Below are 15060 nucleotides of genomic sequence, written 5' to 3' on the forward strand. Positions count from 1 at the left end.
ATCGTTAGGCAAGCAGGTCGAGGGCGTCGAAGGACGTTCCGGCGCTGAGATAGGCCGTCGTCCCCGAACCGCTCACCACGTCGATCCTCAGCACGTTGTACTGGCTGGTGTCCGTGAGCCACGCACTCGCCGGAACGCTGTAGGTGAACGTGTGGTTGTTGCCCCGGTACGAACCCACCGTCAGGGAACGGGTGCTCGGCTGGGTGGGCGGGGAGGGGATGGCCGACACCCAGCTGTTGACCGTGACCCGCGGTCGCCCGTTCGCGTAGGCCGTCGTCACCCCGATCCGCAGGGTGTGGGCGGCGGCGGCCTGCGCGGCGGTCAGCCTGAAGTACACCAGCAGACCGCTGTTGACGCCCTGCCAGATGTACGCCGGGAAGGACGCGGTCTCACTGCCGCTGCCGATCACCACGTTGCCGGTCCAGGCGGCGGCCCGCGGATCGGAGGGATGCGCGTACGTCATGAGCGCCGCGTTCTTGAACCCGCTCGGTGTGCCGTCCCAGGCGCCGATCCGCCAGATCGCGCCCGCGTTCGCCGGGTCGTTCGACGAGGGGATCGCGATCGAGTTGAGGGTGGTCGTCGTGCCGCCGGTGACCGTCACCGAGCCGGTGTAGACCGCAAGTTCACCCTTGAAGACCGTCAGCGTGTACGAACCCGGCAGCACGCCGGGGACCGAGAAGTAACCGTCGGACGCCCGCGCCGAACCCCAGTACTGGGCAGCGGAGTTGGCGAGCCCCACGGTGTACGCGTAAGCCGTGTCGCGTCCCGAGATGCCGACGCCCGCGACCCGGCCCCGGCCCCCGGCGGCGACATACCCGGAGATGCCGAGCGAGTCCGCCCAGGAGGTGGTGAGCGTTCCGGGGAACAGCGCCGAGGAGGGCGTACCGCCGTCGGTGAAGGCGATGACGTACGGACCCTGGAGGCCGAAGCGCTGCGCCTCGGTCTGGTTCTCGCCGTAGTACAGGATCTCGTACAGGCCGCCGCCGTCCGCGCTCTGGTGCCGCAGCAGGGAGCGGTAGAAGGGGCCGCCGGAGGCCTTCTCGTGGTTGGAGCGGACGACGTACAGGCCGACGCTTCCCGTCGTCCAGCCGACATAGCTGTAATCGATGACGCGGAGCTTCGAGTAGTGCTTGGAGCGGGTCTGGCCGTCGGACTTCGCGAACACGTCCGCGGCCTCGATGGTGGTGGGCGCATAAGTGTAGGAATCCGGCTCGTCGTTGAGGAAGAGGCCCGCCTTCACGCGCACGATGTAGCGGGTCGCCGAGACCGAGGTGTCGGCCTTGTTGGTCCACACGTAGACGTTGTTCTCGCCGCTGCGGGCCGCGTAGTAGTGCTTGAGCGTGCCGTAGGTGACGGAGATCAGGATCGTCGAGCCGGACTGCGTGATGGTCACCGTGGAGGTGCCGAGGCCTGACTCGACGTGCGAGTTCTTGCCGTCGTAGCCCTGGTACTCGGTGCCGCGGTAGATGAGCGAGGTCAGGTCGCCGTTGGTCTTGCTGACCTTGAAGACCAGGTTCGCGCCGGTGTCGACGACGTAGTTCGAACCGTCGTCCGTGTAGCCGAAACTCGCGGCCCGGGCGGTACCGGAGAGAGCGACTCCGGCGGCGGTGGCCGCGCTGCCGAGAACGAAGGTGCGGCGGCGGACCGCTCTGCGGGCGGATCCGGACATGGGGGTGCCTCCTTCGGGAGGTGTGGGGGTGCGGGTGCCTCGCAGCGTGGCAGTTGAATCGATTTCGCGAAAGGGCTTTCACAGCTACGGAGTTGGCAGTCATGTGAAATCGAGTCGGGTACTAGAAAGCGCTTGCTCGACGCGGTACGGTCCAGCCGCCAGGTCCTGTCGTCCTGTTGGAGGAGCCGCAATGAGACGTTTCAACATCGCCGTGGTGGCGGCGGTGACAGCCGCCACCGCACTGTCGGCCGTACCGGCGGCGGCGTCCGGGGGGCGGCAAGCCCTCGGTCTGGAGAACTGCGCCGCGAACGCCTGCCACTTCGACGTCGAGCCCGGCACGTACGACGTCCGCGTGGTCCTCGGCGGCGACGCGGCCGCGAGCACGAGTGTCAGCGGCGAGACGCGCCGCTCGCTGCTCCCGGAGACCGTCACCGAGGCCGGCAGGCCCGTGGCCCGCAGCTTCACCGTGAACGTCCGCACCCCGGAGGGCGAGCCGACGGGCCCCGCGGGCACCCCCGGCCTCGACCTGGTGCTCGGCGGCTCGGCGCCCGCGCTGGCCGGCATCCGCGTGACGCCGGCCCGCCCGCACACCCGGCAGATCTTCCTGGTCGGCGACTCCACGGTCTGCGATCAGCCGGGCGACCCGTACTCGGGCTGGGGCCAGCAGTTGCCGCTGTACCTCCGCAAGGGCGTCTCGGTCGCCAACTACGCCGATTCCGGGGAGAGTACGGTCAGCTACCTCGCCAACCCCGCGCTCTTCGCGACCGTCCAGCCGCTGATCCGCCGGCACGACCTGGTCCTCATCCAGCTCGCCCACAACGACAAGACGACCGACGAGGCGACCTACCGCGCGAATCTGGAGACGCTGGTGGCGGGCGTCCGCGCACGCGGCGGCCTGCCGGTCCTCGTCACCCCGATCGTCCGCCGCTGGTTCAACGCGGACGGCACCCTCGACAACAACACCGCGCTGCTGGTGAACGGCCTCGGCGTCGACCACCCCGCCGTCACCCGCTCCGTCACCGCCGCCGAGAACGTCCCGCTCATCGACCTCACCGCCAAGACCAAGGCCCTCGTCGAATCCCTCGGAGTCGAGGGCTCCAAGGCGCTCTACCTCTACAACGAGAAACGCGACAACACCCACACCTCCGCGCACGGCGCGACGGTCTACGCGGACCTGGTCCGCGACGAACTCGTCGCCCGGCATCTGGTGCCGAAGGGTCTGTCGAGGGTGGGATGAGCGCCTGGGGCGTTCCGACCGGAACCGGGGCGCCCCAGGTACCCAGGTTCACGCCTCTGTCCTTGTCCCTGTGCAGGTGGACCCCAGCCACGACCGATGACGGCCGTCTCGACAGGAAGTCCCGCCCGATGCCTCCTGAGGAACCCGAGGACCGCACCCTCAGCCCGTACACCGGCTACACGCGCGCCCACTGGGAGGCGGCCGCCGACTCGCTGCTCGCCGCGGTCGCGCCGTACGCCACCGAGGGGGGCGCCCTGTACCAACTCCCCGGAGACCACCCGAGCTCGTCGGGCCGGCTCTCCGACGGTCTGGAGGGCTACGCGCGCACACTGCTCCTCGCCGCCTTCCGCCGCGACGAGAAGACCCTGGAGCGGTACGCGGACGGACTCGCCGCCGGAACAGCCGGGATCTGGCCCCGAGTCGAGGACCGCGGCCAGCCACTGGTCGAGGCCGCCTCCATCGCTCTCGCGCTGCGCCTGACCCGTCCTCTCCTCTGGGACCGCCTGGACGACGGGGTCCGGCAGCGGGCCGCGGAGTGGCTGGGCGACGCGCTGACGGCCGAACCCTGGCCCTGCAACTGGGAGTTGTTTCCCGTCACGGTCGGCGGTTTCCTCCAGGAGATCGGCTTCGAGCCGGACGCGTCCCGTGCGGCGATCGACCGCGGCCTGGAGCGCGTCGAGGAGTGGTATGTCGGCGACGGCTGGTACACCGACGGCGCGATCCGCGCCTTCGACTACTACAACGGTTGGGCGATGCACCTGTATCCGGTGCTGCACGCGTGGCTGGCCGAGGACACCCGGCTGCTGGACCTGTACGGCGGGCGGCTGTCCCGCCATCTGGAGGACTACGCCCGCCTGTTCGGGGCCGACGGAGCCCCGGTGCACCAGGGCCGCTCCCTCACCTACCGCTTCGCGACCGCCGTGCCCCTGTGGCTGGGCGCGCTCACCGGCCGTACGCCCCTGTCGCCGGGCGAGACCCGCCGCCTGGCCTCCGGCGCCCTGCGCCACTTCCTCGACCGGGGTGCCGTGGACGAGCGCGGCCTGCTCACCCTCGGCTGGCACGGCCCCAACAAGGCAGTCCTGCAAGCCTATTCGGGCCCCGCCTCGCCCTACTGGGCGAGCAAGGGCTTCCTGGGCCTCCTCCTCCCACCCGACCACGAGGTCTGGACGGCCCCGGAAGAACCCGGCCCCACCGACCGCACCGACGCGGTCACCCCCATCGCCCCGCCCAACTGGCTCCTCCAGTCCACCACTTCCGACGGCCTGGTCCGCCTCCACAACCACGGCAGCGAGGACACCCGCTACGACCCCTACTACACCCGGCTCGCCTACTCGACGGCGACGGAGCCTTCGGCGTCGTACGACAACAGCGTGATCGTGGGCGGCGATCCGAGCCGCACGGGTATCGAGCCGCTGGGGGTGGGGGAGGGCTGGGCGGCGTCCCGGCACACGGCGGGCGGGGGCGCGAAGGTGACCAGCGTGGTGCTCGCGCACGGAGCGGCGGAGGTGCGGGCCCACCTCGTGACGGGAGCACTGCCGGGCACGTCCGTCCGGATCACCGGCTGGACCCCGAAGCCCGGCACCCGGGCCGAACTCCTCCCGGTCCTCGCCCTGAACGACGACCTCACCGGCGCCACCGCCGACGGCGACACCCTCTTCGTCGCCCTCGCCCGCCTCACCGCCGACCCGAACCCCGCGCCCCTGCGGGAGACGGCGACCGTACGGGCCTACATGCCGGGGGAGTTGGGTCTCCGTTGGAGTGCGGGAGGACCCGAGATACGGATACATCTCGACGAATCCGGCGTGGCGGTCGACGTGCGGCACGGGGAGCTTGATGGAGAAAGGTGAGGCTCATGACGGCTGCTCGGAATCCGGCGTTGCCCGTCGGGGTCATGCGGCGGATGGCTGCGCTGATGTGAGGGTGGCACCGCCGGTGGGGAGGTTGTCTCGTACGGTTCGGCGAGGGCCGAAGTATTCCGTCGCTAGCGTCGGAGTATGAGTGACTCCTCCTTCGCCGTGTTCTCCGGGCTTCACCGCGGTGGCGCTCCTCTTCTGCTGCCCAATGCCTGGGATCACGCCTCCGCGGTCGCACTCGCCGCTCAGGGTTTCGAGGCGGTCGGTACCACGAGTCTGGGTGTCGCGGCCTCGGCCGGTGTGGCGGACGGGGCGGCGGTGACCGAGGGGCTGACGCTGGGGCTCGCGAGGCGGCTTGGGCAGGGGGGCTTTCTGTTGTCCGTTGACGCGGAGGACGGGTTTCATCAGGATCCGGGCGCGGTGGCCGAGTTGGCGTGTGGGTTGGCCGAAGCGGGCGCTGTGGGGATCAATCTGGAGGACGGGTTCGGGTCCGTGCGGCTGCACGCGGCGAAGATCTCCGCCGTCAAGGCCGCCGTGCCGGAGCTCTTCGTGAACGCCCGTACCGACACGTACTGGCTCGGCGACGGCAGCCATGAGGAGACGTGCCGGCGCCTCGACGCCTACCAACAGGCCGGTGCCGACGGTGTGTTCGTGCCGGGGCTCAATGACCCGGGCCGGATCGGCGACCTGGTGAAGAGCCTCGACGTACCGCTCAACATCCTCTACTCGACCGACGGCCTCACCGTTGCCCAACTCGGCGATCTCGGCGTGAGCAGGGTCAGCCTCGGCTCCTTCCTCTACCGGCGGGCACTGGGCGCGGCCCTGGACACCGCCGTAGACATCCGGGCCGGGCGGACACCGCGGGGCAGCGTGCCGACGTACGCCGAGGTGCAGGCGCTGAGCGAACCGGGTGACTCCGGTACCCGACCGGAGCGGGCACAGGATGTCGGGTCCGGCAGGGTGGGTCCTTCCTAACGTGGGTGAGTGAAAGGGAAGGAGTCCGGGGTGCTGGAGCGGTTGAACCAGGCCATGGAGCACATCGAGCGTCATCTCGATCAGCGGATCGAGGTGGGTGAGCTGGCGCGGATCGCGGTGACGTCGGAGTACCACTTCCGGCGGCTGTTCTCCGCGCTGGCGGGGATCGGTCTGGCGGAGTACATCCGGCGCAGGCGGCTGACGGTCGCGGGTGCCGAGGTGCTGGCCGGCGAGCGGACGCTGCTGGAGATCGCGGTGCGGTACGGGTACACCTCCGGCGAGGCGTTCGCACGCGCGTTCCGTGGCATGCACGGTGTCGGTCCCGGCGAGGCCAGGCGGACCGGCGCGAGTCTGCGGTCCCAGCCCCGGATGTCCTTCCGCCTCATCGTCGAAGGGAGTAGCAGCATGCGGTACAGGGTCGTTGAGAAGGACGAGTTCCGGGTCGTCGGCAGGAAGGCACGGGTCCCCCTCGTGCACGAGGGGATGAATCCGGGCATCGTCGCCTTCATCCGGGGGCTCGGCCAGGAGACACTGCGGCGCATCGAGAGCCTGTCCGACCAGGAGCCGAAGGGGATCATCGCGGTGGGCGACAACCTGGACGAGAGTCGCGCCGAGGGAACCGAACTCGACTACTACCACGCTGTGGTGACCGGGGCAGCGGTGCCCGACGACATGGACGCGCTCACCGTCCAGGCCGGCACCTGGGCCGTCTTCGAGAGCTCCGGACCGTTCCCGCTGACGCTCCAGCACCTGTGGCGGGACGTGTTCACCCAGTGGTTCCCGTCCAACCCCTACCAGAGCCGGCCGGGGCCCGAGATCCTCCGGACCCGCCTGTCCCAGGACGGCACCGAGGCGGACGCCGAGCTGTGGATCCCCGTGGAGCGCACGGCGGTCTGAGCCACAGCGCGGGTCACCCCACGGAGACCGCGGCCAGTGCTCCAGGGCGACGTGCACAGCGTCCAACGCCCGCTCCCAGGAAGCCTGTACGTCCCTGGGGTCACCGAATCCGCCGACGGACTCGAGGCTGCAGTAGCCGTGAAAGGTGCTGCGCAACAGCCGTACGGCGTCGGTGAGATCGGGTTCCGACAGCTCGTACGCGCCGAGCATGCCGTAGGTGACCTCGGCGGTGCGGCGGTACAGGTCCGCCCCGGCGGCGAGGGTCGCGGGGTCGAGCTGGGTGTGCGTGGCGCGGTACCGGCCGGGCCGCTCCAGGGCGTACTCGCGATAGGCACCCGCGAACGCGACCAGCGCGTCCTTGCCGGACCGCCCGGCCACGGCACCGGCGATCCGGTCGACCATCTCGCCGGCCGCCAGCACCGCGATCCGGGTGCGCAGGTCCTGCACGTTCCTGACGTGCGAGTACAGACTCGCGTCCTTCACGCCGAACTGCCGTGCCAGCGCGGACACGGTGACGTTCTCGAAGCCGACCTCGTCCGCGAGATCGGCTCCGGCCGCCACGAGCCGGGTGACGGTGAGCCCGACACGTGCCATGAACGACCGCCTCCGCGTGGCTTTTTTGCCTGGATGCCCTAGGCAAAAGGGCAGCATACGTCGACCGTCAGCGGCTCAGCAGCGGCTGGTCACCTGCCGATTACCGGCTGATCGCCCACTCGTCACCGGCCGAGCAGGGGCAGCGCCGGGAACACGTGGTCCTGCCACAGCAGGCGGGACTCGTCCTCCGGATAGGTGGCGACGGTCGGTCGCGTGTCGAGGAGTTGCACGAGGCGCCGGTCGGGGTCGTACGGGGGCCAGCCCGGGTCGCCGTGGGCGGCGAAGGCGGTCCACGCGGAGCGGATGTGCGCGGAGAGCGTCTCCGCCTCCGGGGTGGGGGCTTCGCCGATCAGCATCGCGGCACCGGTGCCGGTCAGGTTGCCGAAGACGAGCGGCACGTCGAGGCCGTGGCAGGCACCGAAGGCACCGCCCATGCCCGGAGCGGGCCAGGTCAGCTCGAAGACGTGCGCACGGCCGCCCCCCGAGACCTGTGCCTGGGCGAGGTGGAGGCTCGGCATGCGGAACAGCCAGTCGGAGTGGACCAGTTCGTACAGCTCGTCGGGGCCGGCGAGCGGGAAGGCGGCGTGGTAGCGGTCGGCGCCGTCCGGACCCGGGGCGAACAGCCGTAGCGCTGCGTTCGCCTGATTCTCCGTCACCTGACCGAGCAGGCCGTCGATCGCGGTGAACAGCCGCTGCTCCTCGCGGGTGTGACCGACGATCAGGTCGATGTCCCGGCCCGCGCCGTCGGCCAGCGCCTGCCAGGGCGTGACCGGCAGGACCTCGCCGTCGACGACGGGTGCGAACGGGATCGACCTGTGCGCGATCCGGCCCCAGCGTTCCGTCCACCGGTCGAGCTTGGCGCTCACCGAGTCACCGGCGGTGGCCAGTTGGGCCGGGACCACCGTGGACAGGTCGGCCACCGTGGGCCGCAGGTCCAGCTCGGCGGCGCAGGCGGTGGCGATGTCACCGGCGAGTTCCGGTGAGAAGAACGTGCCCGGCACGCTCTGGGCGATCGCCCGGCGGAAGAGCCCGGCGGCGCTCGGCATCGCCAGCACGGCCGCGATCGACCCCGCGCCGGCCGACTCGCCGAAGAGGGTGACCCGGTCCGGATCACCGCCGAACGAGTGGATGTTGTCGCGCACCCACCGCAACGCGGCGACCTGGTCGAGCAGGCCCCGGTTGGCAGGCGCCCCCTCGATCCGCGCGAAACCCTCCATCCCCAGGCGGTAGTTGAAGGTCACGACGATCACGCCGCCCTCCCGGGCGAGGCGGGCGCCGTGGTACTCCGGGATGCCGGACGTGCCGATGACGTAGGCGCCGCCGTGGAACCACACCATCACCGGAAGCCCGCTGTCCGGGTCCGGGTCCGGGCCCGGTTGGGGCGACCAGACGTTGACCGTGAGCCAGTCGTCGTCCGAGGTCTCCGGCGACAGGGCATCCATGCCGAACACGTCGGCCTGCGGGGGCGGCGGGCCGTACGCCACGGCGGCCCGGACGCCGTCCCAGCTCCGCGCGGGCCGCGGCGCGGCGAAGCGGTTCGCGCCCACCGGGGGTCCGGCGAACGGGATGCCGCGGAAGACCGCCACTCCGGCCTCACGGGTGCCGCGCACGGTGCCGGCAGTCGTGCGCGCCTCGGGGGAGGAGTGGGACAGGGGCGTCTGGGACACGGCCGCGGGCACCTCGGTTTCCTGTATTTCCTGTGGGACAGGTCAGGGGAGGGCGAAAGATTCCTGCGGCAGATGATTCCGGTGCGCGAAGACGTGGGCCACTCATTTACCGGGCTGTCCGGCGTCAGTCGTCGGCTGTGACGTTGGTGGTGAGCAGGCGGAGGAGCTGCTTGGCCATGGCGTCCTGCTCGGCGGTGAGGCCCATGGCGGCGCCGATGTCGAGGGGGACGCTGCCGGCCCGCTCCTGGAGCCGGACGCCGGCTTCCGTGAGGTGCAGGGCGACGGAACGCTCGTCCTCGGCGCGGCGCTCGCGGCGGATCAGGCCGTTCGCCTCCAGGCGCTTGAGCAGCGGGGAGAGGGTGCTGGACTCGAGCTGGAGGGCGTTGCCGAGCGAGCGTACGGAGATCGAGTCCTGCTCCCACAGCACCAGCATCACCAGGTACTGCGGATAGGTGAGGCCCAGCTCGTCCAGCAGCGGTCTGTAGCGGGCGGTCACCGCCCGTGAGGCGGCGTAGAGGGCGAAGCAGAGCTGGTCGTCCAGGAGCAGCGAACCGGCCTGGGGTGGTGAGGCTTCGGTTGGGTTCACGGTGCGGCTCCTGGTTTCCGTCCCCTGCGCGGCATTCCCGTCCTGAACATGTACATCGATCCCGTGCTGTACATGTCCTCTCAACCCTATCGTTCACGTTTCCTCGATTGTATCGATCCCTAATGAGTTGTGCACGACTTAATCGAGCGCTACTGTCAAGGTGTGCCGCCGCTCCACGGCAAGTCACCGACGGAGCCTGTCCGCGGCACCCGATCGAGGAGATCGTCATGACCGAGAGCACCGCTCCCCGCCCCGTCCTGGAGCCCGCCGCCGCGGCTTTCGCCGAGGCGACCGCGAACCCGCCGTACCTCTTCGACCTGGCCCCGGCCGAGGGCCGCAAGGCCGTCGACGAGGTGCAGTCCGGCGAGATCGCCAAGCCGGACGTCGACGAGGAATGGGTCACCGTGCCCGGCGGGCCCACCGGGCAGGTACGGGCCCGCCTCGTCCGCCCCGCGGGCGTCACCGGCACGCTGCCGGTGATCATCTACATCCACGGCGCGGGCTGGGTCTTCGGCAACGCCCACACCCACGACCGGCTGGTCCGCGAACTGGCGGTCGGCGCGAACGCCGCCGTCGTCTTCCCCGAGTACGACCTCTCGCCCGAGGCGCGCTACCCCGTCGCCATCGAGCAGAACTACACCGTCGCCCAGTGGGTCGTCACCGAGGGCGCGTCCCACGGCCTGGACGCCTCCCGCATCGCGGTGGTCGGCGACTCGGTCGGCGGCAACATGTCCGCCGCGCTGACCCTGATGGCCAAGGAGCGCGGTGACGTCCCGCTCGTGGCGCAGGTGCTCTTCTACCCGGTCACCGACGCGGCCTTCGACACGGCGTCCTACCACCAGTTCGCCGAGGGCTACTTCCTCCGTCGCGACGGCATGCAGTGGTTCTGGGACCAGTACACGACCGACGAGGCGCAGCGCGCCGAGATCACCGCGTCGCCGCTCCGCGCCACCACCGAGCAGCTCACCGGGCTTCCCCCGGCCCTCGTCATCACCGGTGAGGCCGACGTCCTGCGCGACGAGGGCGAGGCGTACGCCGCCAAGCTCCGCGAAGCCGGCGTCGCCGTCACCGCCGTCCGCTACCAGGGCGTCATCCACGACTTCGTCATGCTGAACGCCCTGCGCGAGACCCACGCGGCCGGGGCCGCGATCGCACAGGCGATCAGCGTCCTGCGTACGGCGCTCGGTACGGCCTGATCCCTACGGTCCGTGAGCCCCGGGTCGCCGCGGCCCGGGGCTCACCGCTGCGCGGCGAACTCCACGAGTCCGTCCGTGGCATTGGCAGCCACCCCCGCCCAAGTCCCCGTCACCCTCGGTACCTTCACGCAGCTCTACAGCTCCACCCCACGCGCTGCGCGGCTCGCGCGTCGGCTGGTCGCCAACCGGATGGACGTCCGGGGGTTCGGCTACGACGGCGAGGTCGGTGAGGCGATGACGCTGGTCGTCGCCGAACTCGCGGCGAACGCCGTGCGGCACGGCCGGGTACGCGGCCGGGACTTCCGGGTACGGCTGGCGCTGCGCGAGGACGTCGTACGCGTCGAGGTCGCGGACGGCAGGGCCGACCGGCTGCCCGAGCTCAAGGAGCCCTCGGAGGAAGGCGGTCGCGGGCTGCTGATCGTCGTCGCGCCGGCCGAGCGTGGGGTGTCGAAGCCCGGGAGGACGGGACGTACAAGACCGTGTGGGCGGAGGTTTCCGTGCCGAACGGACAAGGGGGTGGGGGCCCGTGAAGGTGTGGCAACTGCCATGACTTGCGCGGTAGTTGGGGCGGGCCGAGGTGGCTGGTTCAGACCGCCGTACCTGGGTCGCCGGGCGATCACCCGGTGGACCTCCAACGTTCATGTTTCACATCGAGTCTCCAACACGCGTGCCGCATGTGCGGCGCCGAACTCTGGAGGCAGTCATGAGTCACGGACACGCTCACGGAAACGGTCATCACCACCATCACGACCACACCCACGATCACACCGCGGCCGGCGACGGCGCGGCTCTGCCCGCCGCCCTCGACACCTCCGTTCCCGATGAGGCGCTGAGCCCCGAACAGCAGTCGCGCCGCACGATGCTGCGACGCACGGGCTTGCTGGGCGCGGGCCTGGCGGCGAGCGGCGTCCTGGCGGCGGGTGCCGCGGCGGCCCCGGCGTACGCCTCCGAGAACCGTCGGAGATCGGGCGGGTTCCTCTGGCTGGCCGGCGACCACCACATCCACACGCAGTACAGCAGCGACGGCAAGTACCGCGTCTCCGACCAGGTCCGCCAGGGCGCCAAGCACGGCATGGACTGGCTGGTCATCACCGACCACGGCAGCGAGACGCACGCCAAGATCGGTGTCGACAAGGTCAACCCGGACATCAAGGAGGCGCGGGAGACGTACGAGGACACCCTCGTCTTCCAGGGCCTGGAGTGGAACATCCCGGGCGCCGAGCACGGCACGGTCTTCGTGCACCCGGGCAAGAACGAGGTCTCCGTCCTCAAGCAGTTCGAGACCGACTACGACGGCAGCGTGAAGGGCGCGTCCGGCTCCTCGCCGGCGAACGAGGCGCTCGCGATCGCCGGTCTGGCCTTCCTCTCCGAGCAGGTGCAGCGGCGGAAGATCAAGGACGCCCTGATGCTCGCCAACCACCCGGCGCGGCGCGGCGTCGACTCCCCGCACGAGATCCGCGGCTGGCGCGACGCGACGCCCGGCGGCAAGCAGATCGCCATCGGCTTCGAGGGCGCGCCCGGCCACCAGGCCGCCGGTATCGCCGCGCCTAACGGCATGGGCCGCGCCCGTGGCATCTACGACAACAACCCGAGCGCCGACTCCTTCGCGGGCTACCCGCTGGAGAGCTACCGGACCTGGGGCGGCTTCGACTGGATGACCGCCACCGTCGGCGGCCTGTGGGACAGCCTCCTCGCCGAGGGCAAGCCCTGGTGGATCACCGCCAACTCCGACTCCCACCAGGTGTACGCGGACACCGCCGAGCGCGGCGGCCCGGACACCGACTTCAACCTCAACGGCAGGCACACCGACCCGGTGTACGCCGGAAAGCTCGACCTCACGCAGGGCGACTACTGGCCCGGCCAGTACAGCCGTACACACGTCGGCTCCGACGGCTTCTCGTACGCCGCCGTCATGGACGGCATCCGGGCCGGCCGCGTCTGGGTCGACCACGGGCAGCTCATCAGCGGCCTCGACGCGCGGCTCTCGGGCAACGGCCGGTGGGCGACGCTCGGCGGCGCGCTGCACGTCAAGAAGGGCACGAAGGTGACCCTGACGGTCGACATCGCGCTCGCCGACGGCGCCAACTGGGCGGGGTTCGTACCGAAGCTGGCCCGCGTCGACGTCATCCAGGGCGATGTCACCGGACCGGCCGCGGACAAGGACACCATCAGCGCGCCGACGGCGAAGGTCGTCCAGTCGTACGAGGTGAACAAGTCGACCGGCACGGTGCGAGTGACGTACTCCCTCGGCAAGGTGGACCGTCCGCTCTATGTCCGCCTGCGCGGCACGGACGGCAACCGCTCCGCGACCGGCATCAACGGCGCGGCGGTCGACCCGAAGGGCCCCGCCCTCGACGTCGTCGGCGACGCCGACCCGTGGGTCGACCTGTGGTTCTACTCCAACCCGGTGTGGGTCCTGCCGTCGTGAACCAGCCGTACGTGATCGGGGTCGACACGCAGGTGTCGGCCCTGCTCGAAGCCGATCACCTGCTCCAGGCACTGGCCGCCGAACTCGCCCTCCCCGAGGGCTCGTTCGGCTGCACGCACCTGGTGCGCGGTGACCGGCCGCGGGTCGCGCTCTCCTTCGCCGTCCCGTCACGGGCTGCGCTGGACGCCGTCCGCGAACGGCTGGTCGCCAAGGGGTACGAGGTGACGCCCGAGGCCCCGGACGCGGTGGGCCGCGCGGTGCTGTACCCCGGTGTCGCGGAACTCACCGGCACGGTGACGGTCTCGGAGCTGCTGTCCGGCTCCGCGATCGACCGCGTCGCCGTACTCGGCTCACCCGGCGCCCCCGCTCCGGACCAGCCGCTGGTCACCCGCGATCACGTACGCCCGGAGTGGCGCGACGGGGAGCTGGTGCTCACGGCGATGCCCGCGAGGGGCGGGACCCTGGTCCCGTTCGAGGTACCCGACCCGACGCCCTGCTGCGCGGATCACTGAACCGGGTTACCGGGCTGCCGGAATCCGCCCGCGGAAACGGCTGTCCCCCGCATCCCGCGAACGGATGCGGGGGACAGCCCGGGTGCGAGGACGCAGGCGGACGGGCCAGGCCGTTTCGTTCGGCCCCGGCTGCGGGCCGGCCTCACCTGGTGCATCGTGGCTTCGAGCCGATGGGTGCGGTGCGAGCGAAGGGCGCCCCTGCTGATGACTGACGACACGCCCACGGGAGCGGGGCACGGCCGGACGGTGGCTCCCCTTGCCCGTATGAGAGCGCGCAGCCGTGACGAACCGCACCGGGCCGCCACCCCACTGGAACTGCTCTTCGACCTGTGCTTCGTCGTCGCGGTGGCGCAGGCCGGAGCGCGCCTCGTCCACGCCCTGGCCGAGGGCGACCCCGGGCACGGCATCACCGGCTACCTGTTCGTGTTCTTCGCCATCTGGTGGGCGTGGGTGAACTTCACCTGGTTCGCCTCCGCCTACGACTGCGACGACGTCCCCTACCGGATCGCCACCCTGGTACAGATGGCCGGCGTCCTGGTCCTGGCCGCGGGAATCCCGCGCGCCTTCGACGAAGCGCAGTACGCGGTCGCGATCACCGGCTACCTGATCATGCGCGTGGCGCTCACCCTGCAATGGCTGCGCGCGGCACACGGCGAGACCGGAGCGGCGAGAACCGCCGCCCTGCGCTACGCCGCGGGGCTCGTGGTGGTGCAGGTCGGCTGGGTCGTGCTGCTGTTGCTGCCGGACGCCGCCTGGAACTGGGGTTTCATCCCGCTGGCGGCAGCGGAGCTTGCCGTGCCGGCTTTCGCCGAACACCGCCACCGCACTCCCTGGCACCCGCACCACATCGCCGAACGCTACGGCCTCTTCACGATCATCGTGCTCGGCGAGACCATTGCCGCCGCCACGGTGGCCGTGCAGTCGGCCCTGGACGAATCGGCGGCCCTGGACGAACTGCTGCCGATCGCGGCGGGAGGACTCGTCCTCGTCTTCGCCGCCTTCTGGATCTACTTTGCCGTACCGATCCACCAGTACCTCACCTCCAACCGACAGGCCTTCATCTGGGGCTACGGCCACTATCTGATCCTGGGATCCGCCGCGGCGATCGGCGCCGGCATCGAAGTAGCCGTCGAGCAGGCCACCCACCACGCCCACATCTCCACACTCGCGGCCTCCCTCGCCGTCACCGTGCCCACCGCGCTCTTCATGATCACGGTATGGCTGGTCCACGCCCGGCACTTCAAACAGGGCGCCTCTCAGCAACTGGTCCTGCCGATCGGCGCCCTGCTGGTCCTCGCCGCAGGCTTCGCCGGACACTGGTCGGTCCCCCTGGCAGGGCTGGCCGCGGCCTGCACCGTTGCCGCCGGCGTCCGTCTCGCCGCCACAGAGCCCCTGCGGCCGCAGACCCGCCGCGACTGACCCGCCGGACAGCGCGACACCATCGAA

Annotated in this window: 11 protein-coding genes and 2 pseudogenes; 9 read left to right on the forward strand and 4 right to left on the reverse strand. The window is 70.8% G+C overall.

The genetic code is table 11. The features are described 5' to 3' along the window. Positions 1 to 4 precede the first annotated feature (4 nt). The gene (locus ACIBLC_RS01570; RefSeq protein ID WP_399208573.1) at positions 5 to 1669 is read right to left on the reverse strand and encodes a rhamnogalacturonan lyase B N-terminal domain-containing protein; all 1665 of its coding nucleotides are present in this window, start codon (positions 1667 to 1669) and stop codon (positions 5 to 7) included. A 190-nt stretch (positions 1670 to 1859) separates the two neighbouring features. Here ACIBLC_RS01570 and ACIBLC_RS01575 point away from each other — a divergent pair, with 190 nt between their 5' ends. The 4 genes from ACIBLC_RS01575 (at position 1860) to ACIBLC_RS01590 (ending at position 6631) form a co-directional block, all read left to right on the forward strand. Then, a complete protein-coding gene (locus ACIBLC_RS01575) occupies positions 1860 to 2906 on the forward strand; it encodes a rhamnogalacturonan acetylesterase (RefSeq protein WP_399208574.1) in 1047 nt (348 codons plus the stop codon). 128 nt (positions 2907 to 3034) lie between these two features. Further along, positions 3035 to 4753, forward strand: coding sequence for a DUF2264 domain-containing protein (locus tag ACIBLC_RS01580; RefSeq protein ID WP_399208575.1), 1719 nt, complete (start codon positions 3035 to 3037; stop codon positions 4751 to 4753). Between the two features lie 147 nt (positions 4754 to 4900). Continuing rightward, positions 4901 to 5734 (forward strand): isocitrate lyase/phosphoenolpyruvate mutase family protein, encoded by an 834-nt coding sequence (locus tag ACIBLC_RS01585; protein WP_399208576.1) that lies wholly within the window; start codon positions 4901 to 4903, stop codon positions 5732 to 5734. 30 nt (positions 5735 to 5764) lie between these two features. Beyond that, positions 5765 to 6631 (forward strand): GyrI-like domain-containing protein, encoded by an 867-nt coding sequence (locus ACIBLC_RS01590; protein ID WP_399209246.1) that lies wholly within the window; start codon positions 5765 to 5767, stop codon positions 6629 to 6631. Positions 6632 to 6655: 24 nt separating this feature from the next. On the opposite strand, the pseudogene ACIBLC_RS01595 reads toward ACIBLC_RS01590, so the two are convergent. The 3 genes and pseudogenes from ACIBLC_RS01595 to ACIBLC_RS01605 form a co-directional block, all read right to left on the reverse strand. Further along, positions 6656 to 7225 (reverse strand): annotated as a pseudogene (locus ACIBLC_RS01595) (TetR/AcrR family transcriptional regulator); the annotation flags it as partial. Positions 7226 to 7347: 122 nt separating this feature from the next. Further along, positions 7348 to 8892 (reverse strand): carboxylesterase/lipase family protein, encoded by a 1545-nt coding sequence (locus ACIBLC_RS01600; protein ID WP_399208577.1) that lies wholly within the window; start codon positions 8890 to 8892, stop codon positions 7348 to 7350. Positions 8893 to 9016: 124 nt separating this feature from the next. Beyond that, entirely contained in the window at positions 9017 to 9478 is a 462-nt protein-coding gene (locus ACIBLC_RS01605) for a MarR family winged helix-turn-helix transcriptional regulator (RefSeq protein WP_399208578.1), read from the reverse strand. Positions 9479 to 9705: 227 nt separating this feature from the next. On the opposite strand from ACIBLC_RS01605, the gene ACIBLC_RS01610 reads away from it, so the two are divergent. The 5 genes and pseudogenes from ACIBLC_RS01610 to ACIBLC_RS01630 all read left to right on the forward strand — a co-directional run bounded on the left by ACIBLC_RS01610 (position 9706) and on the right by ACIBLC_RS01630 (position 15033). After that, positions 9706 to 10674 (forward strand): alpha/beta hydrolase, encoded by a 969-nt coding sequence (locus tag ACIBLC_RS01610; RefSeq protein WP_399208580.1) that lies wholly within the window; start codon positions 9706 to 9708, stop codon positions 10672 to 10674. 189 nt (positions 10675 to 10863) lie between these two features. Continuing rightward, positions 10864 to 11040 (forward strand): annotated as a pseudogene (locus tag ACIBLC_RS01615) (ATP-binding protein); the annotation flags it as partial. 337 nt (positions 11041 to 11377) lie between these two features. Continuing rightward, positions 11378 to 13102 carry a PHP domain-containing protein gene (locus ACIBLC_RS01620; RefSeq protein ID WP_399208581.1) on the forward strand — a complete coding sequence of 575 codons (1725 nt, stop codon included), beginning with the start codon at positions 11378 to 11380 and terminating at the stop codon, positions 13100 to 13102. Beyond that, positions 13099 to 13614 carry a hypothetical protein gene (locus tag ACIBLC_RS01625; protein WP_399208582.1) on the forward strand — a complete coding sequence of 172 codons (516 nt, stop codon included), beginning with the start codon at positions 13099 to 13101 and terminating at the stop codon, positions 13612 to 13614. Before ACIBLC_RS01620 ends, ACIBLC_RS01625 begins: the two co-directional genes overlap by 4 nt. 264 nt (positions 13615 to 13878) lie before the next feature. Beyond that, on the forward strand, positions 13879 to 15033 hold the full coding sequence (locus tag ACIBLC_RS01630; protein ID WP_399208583.1) for a low temperature requirement protein A: 1155 nt from the start codon (positions 13879 to 13881) through the stop codon (positions 15031 to 15033). Positions 15034 to 15060 lie beyond the last annotated feature (27 nt).

It is taken from the genome of Streptomyces sp. NPDC050535, assembly GCF_044457665.1.
In the GTDB taxonomy this organism is placed as follows: Bacteria; Actinomycetota; Actinomycetes; order Streptomycetales; family Streptomycetaceae; genus Streptomyces.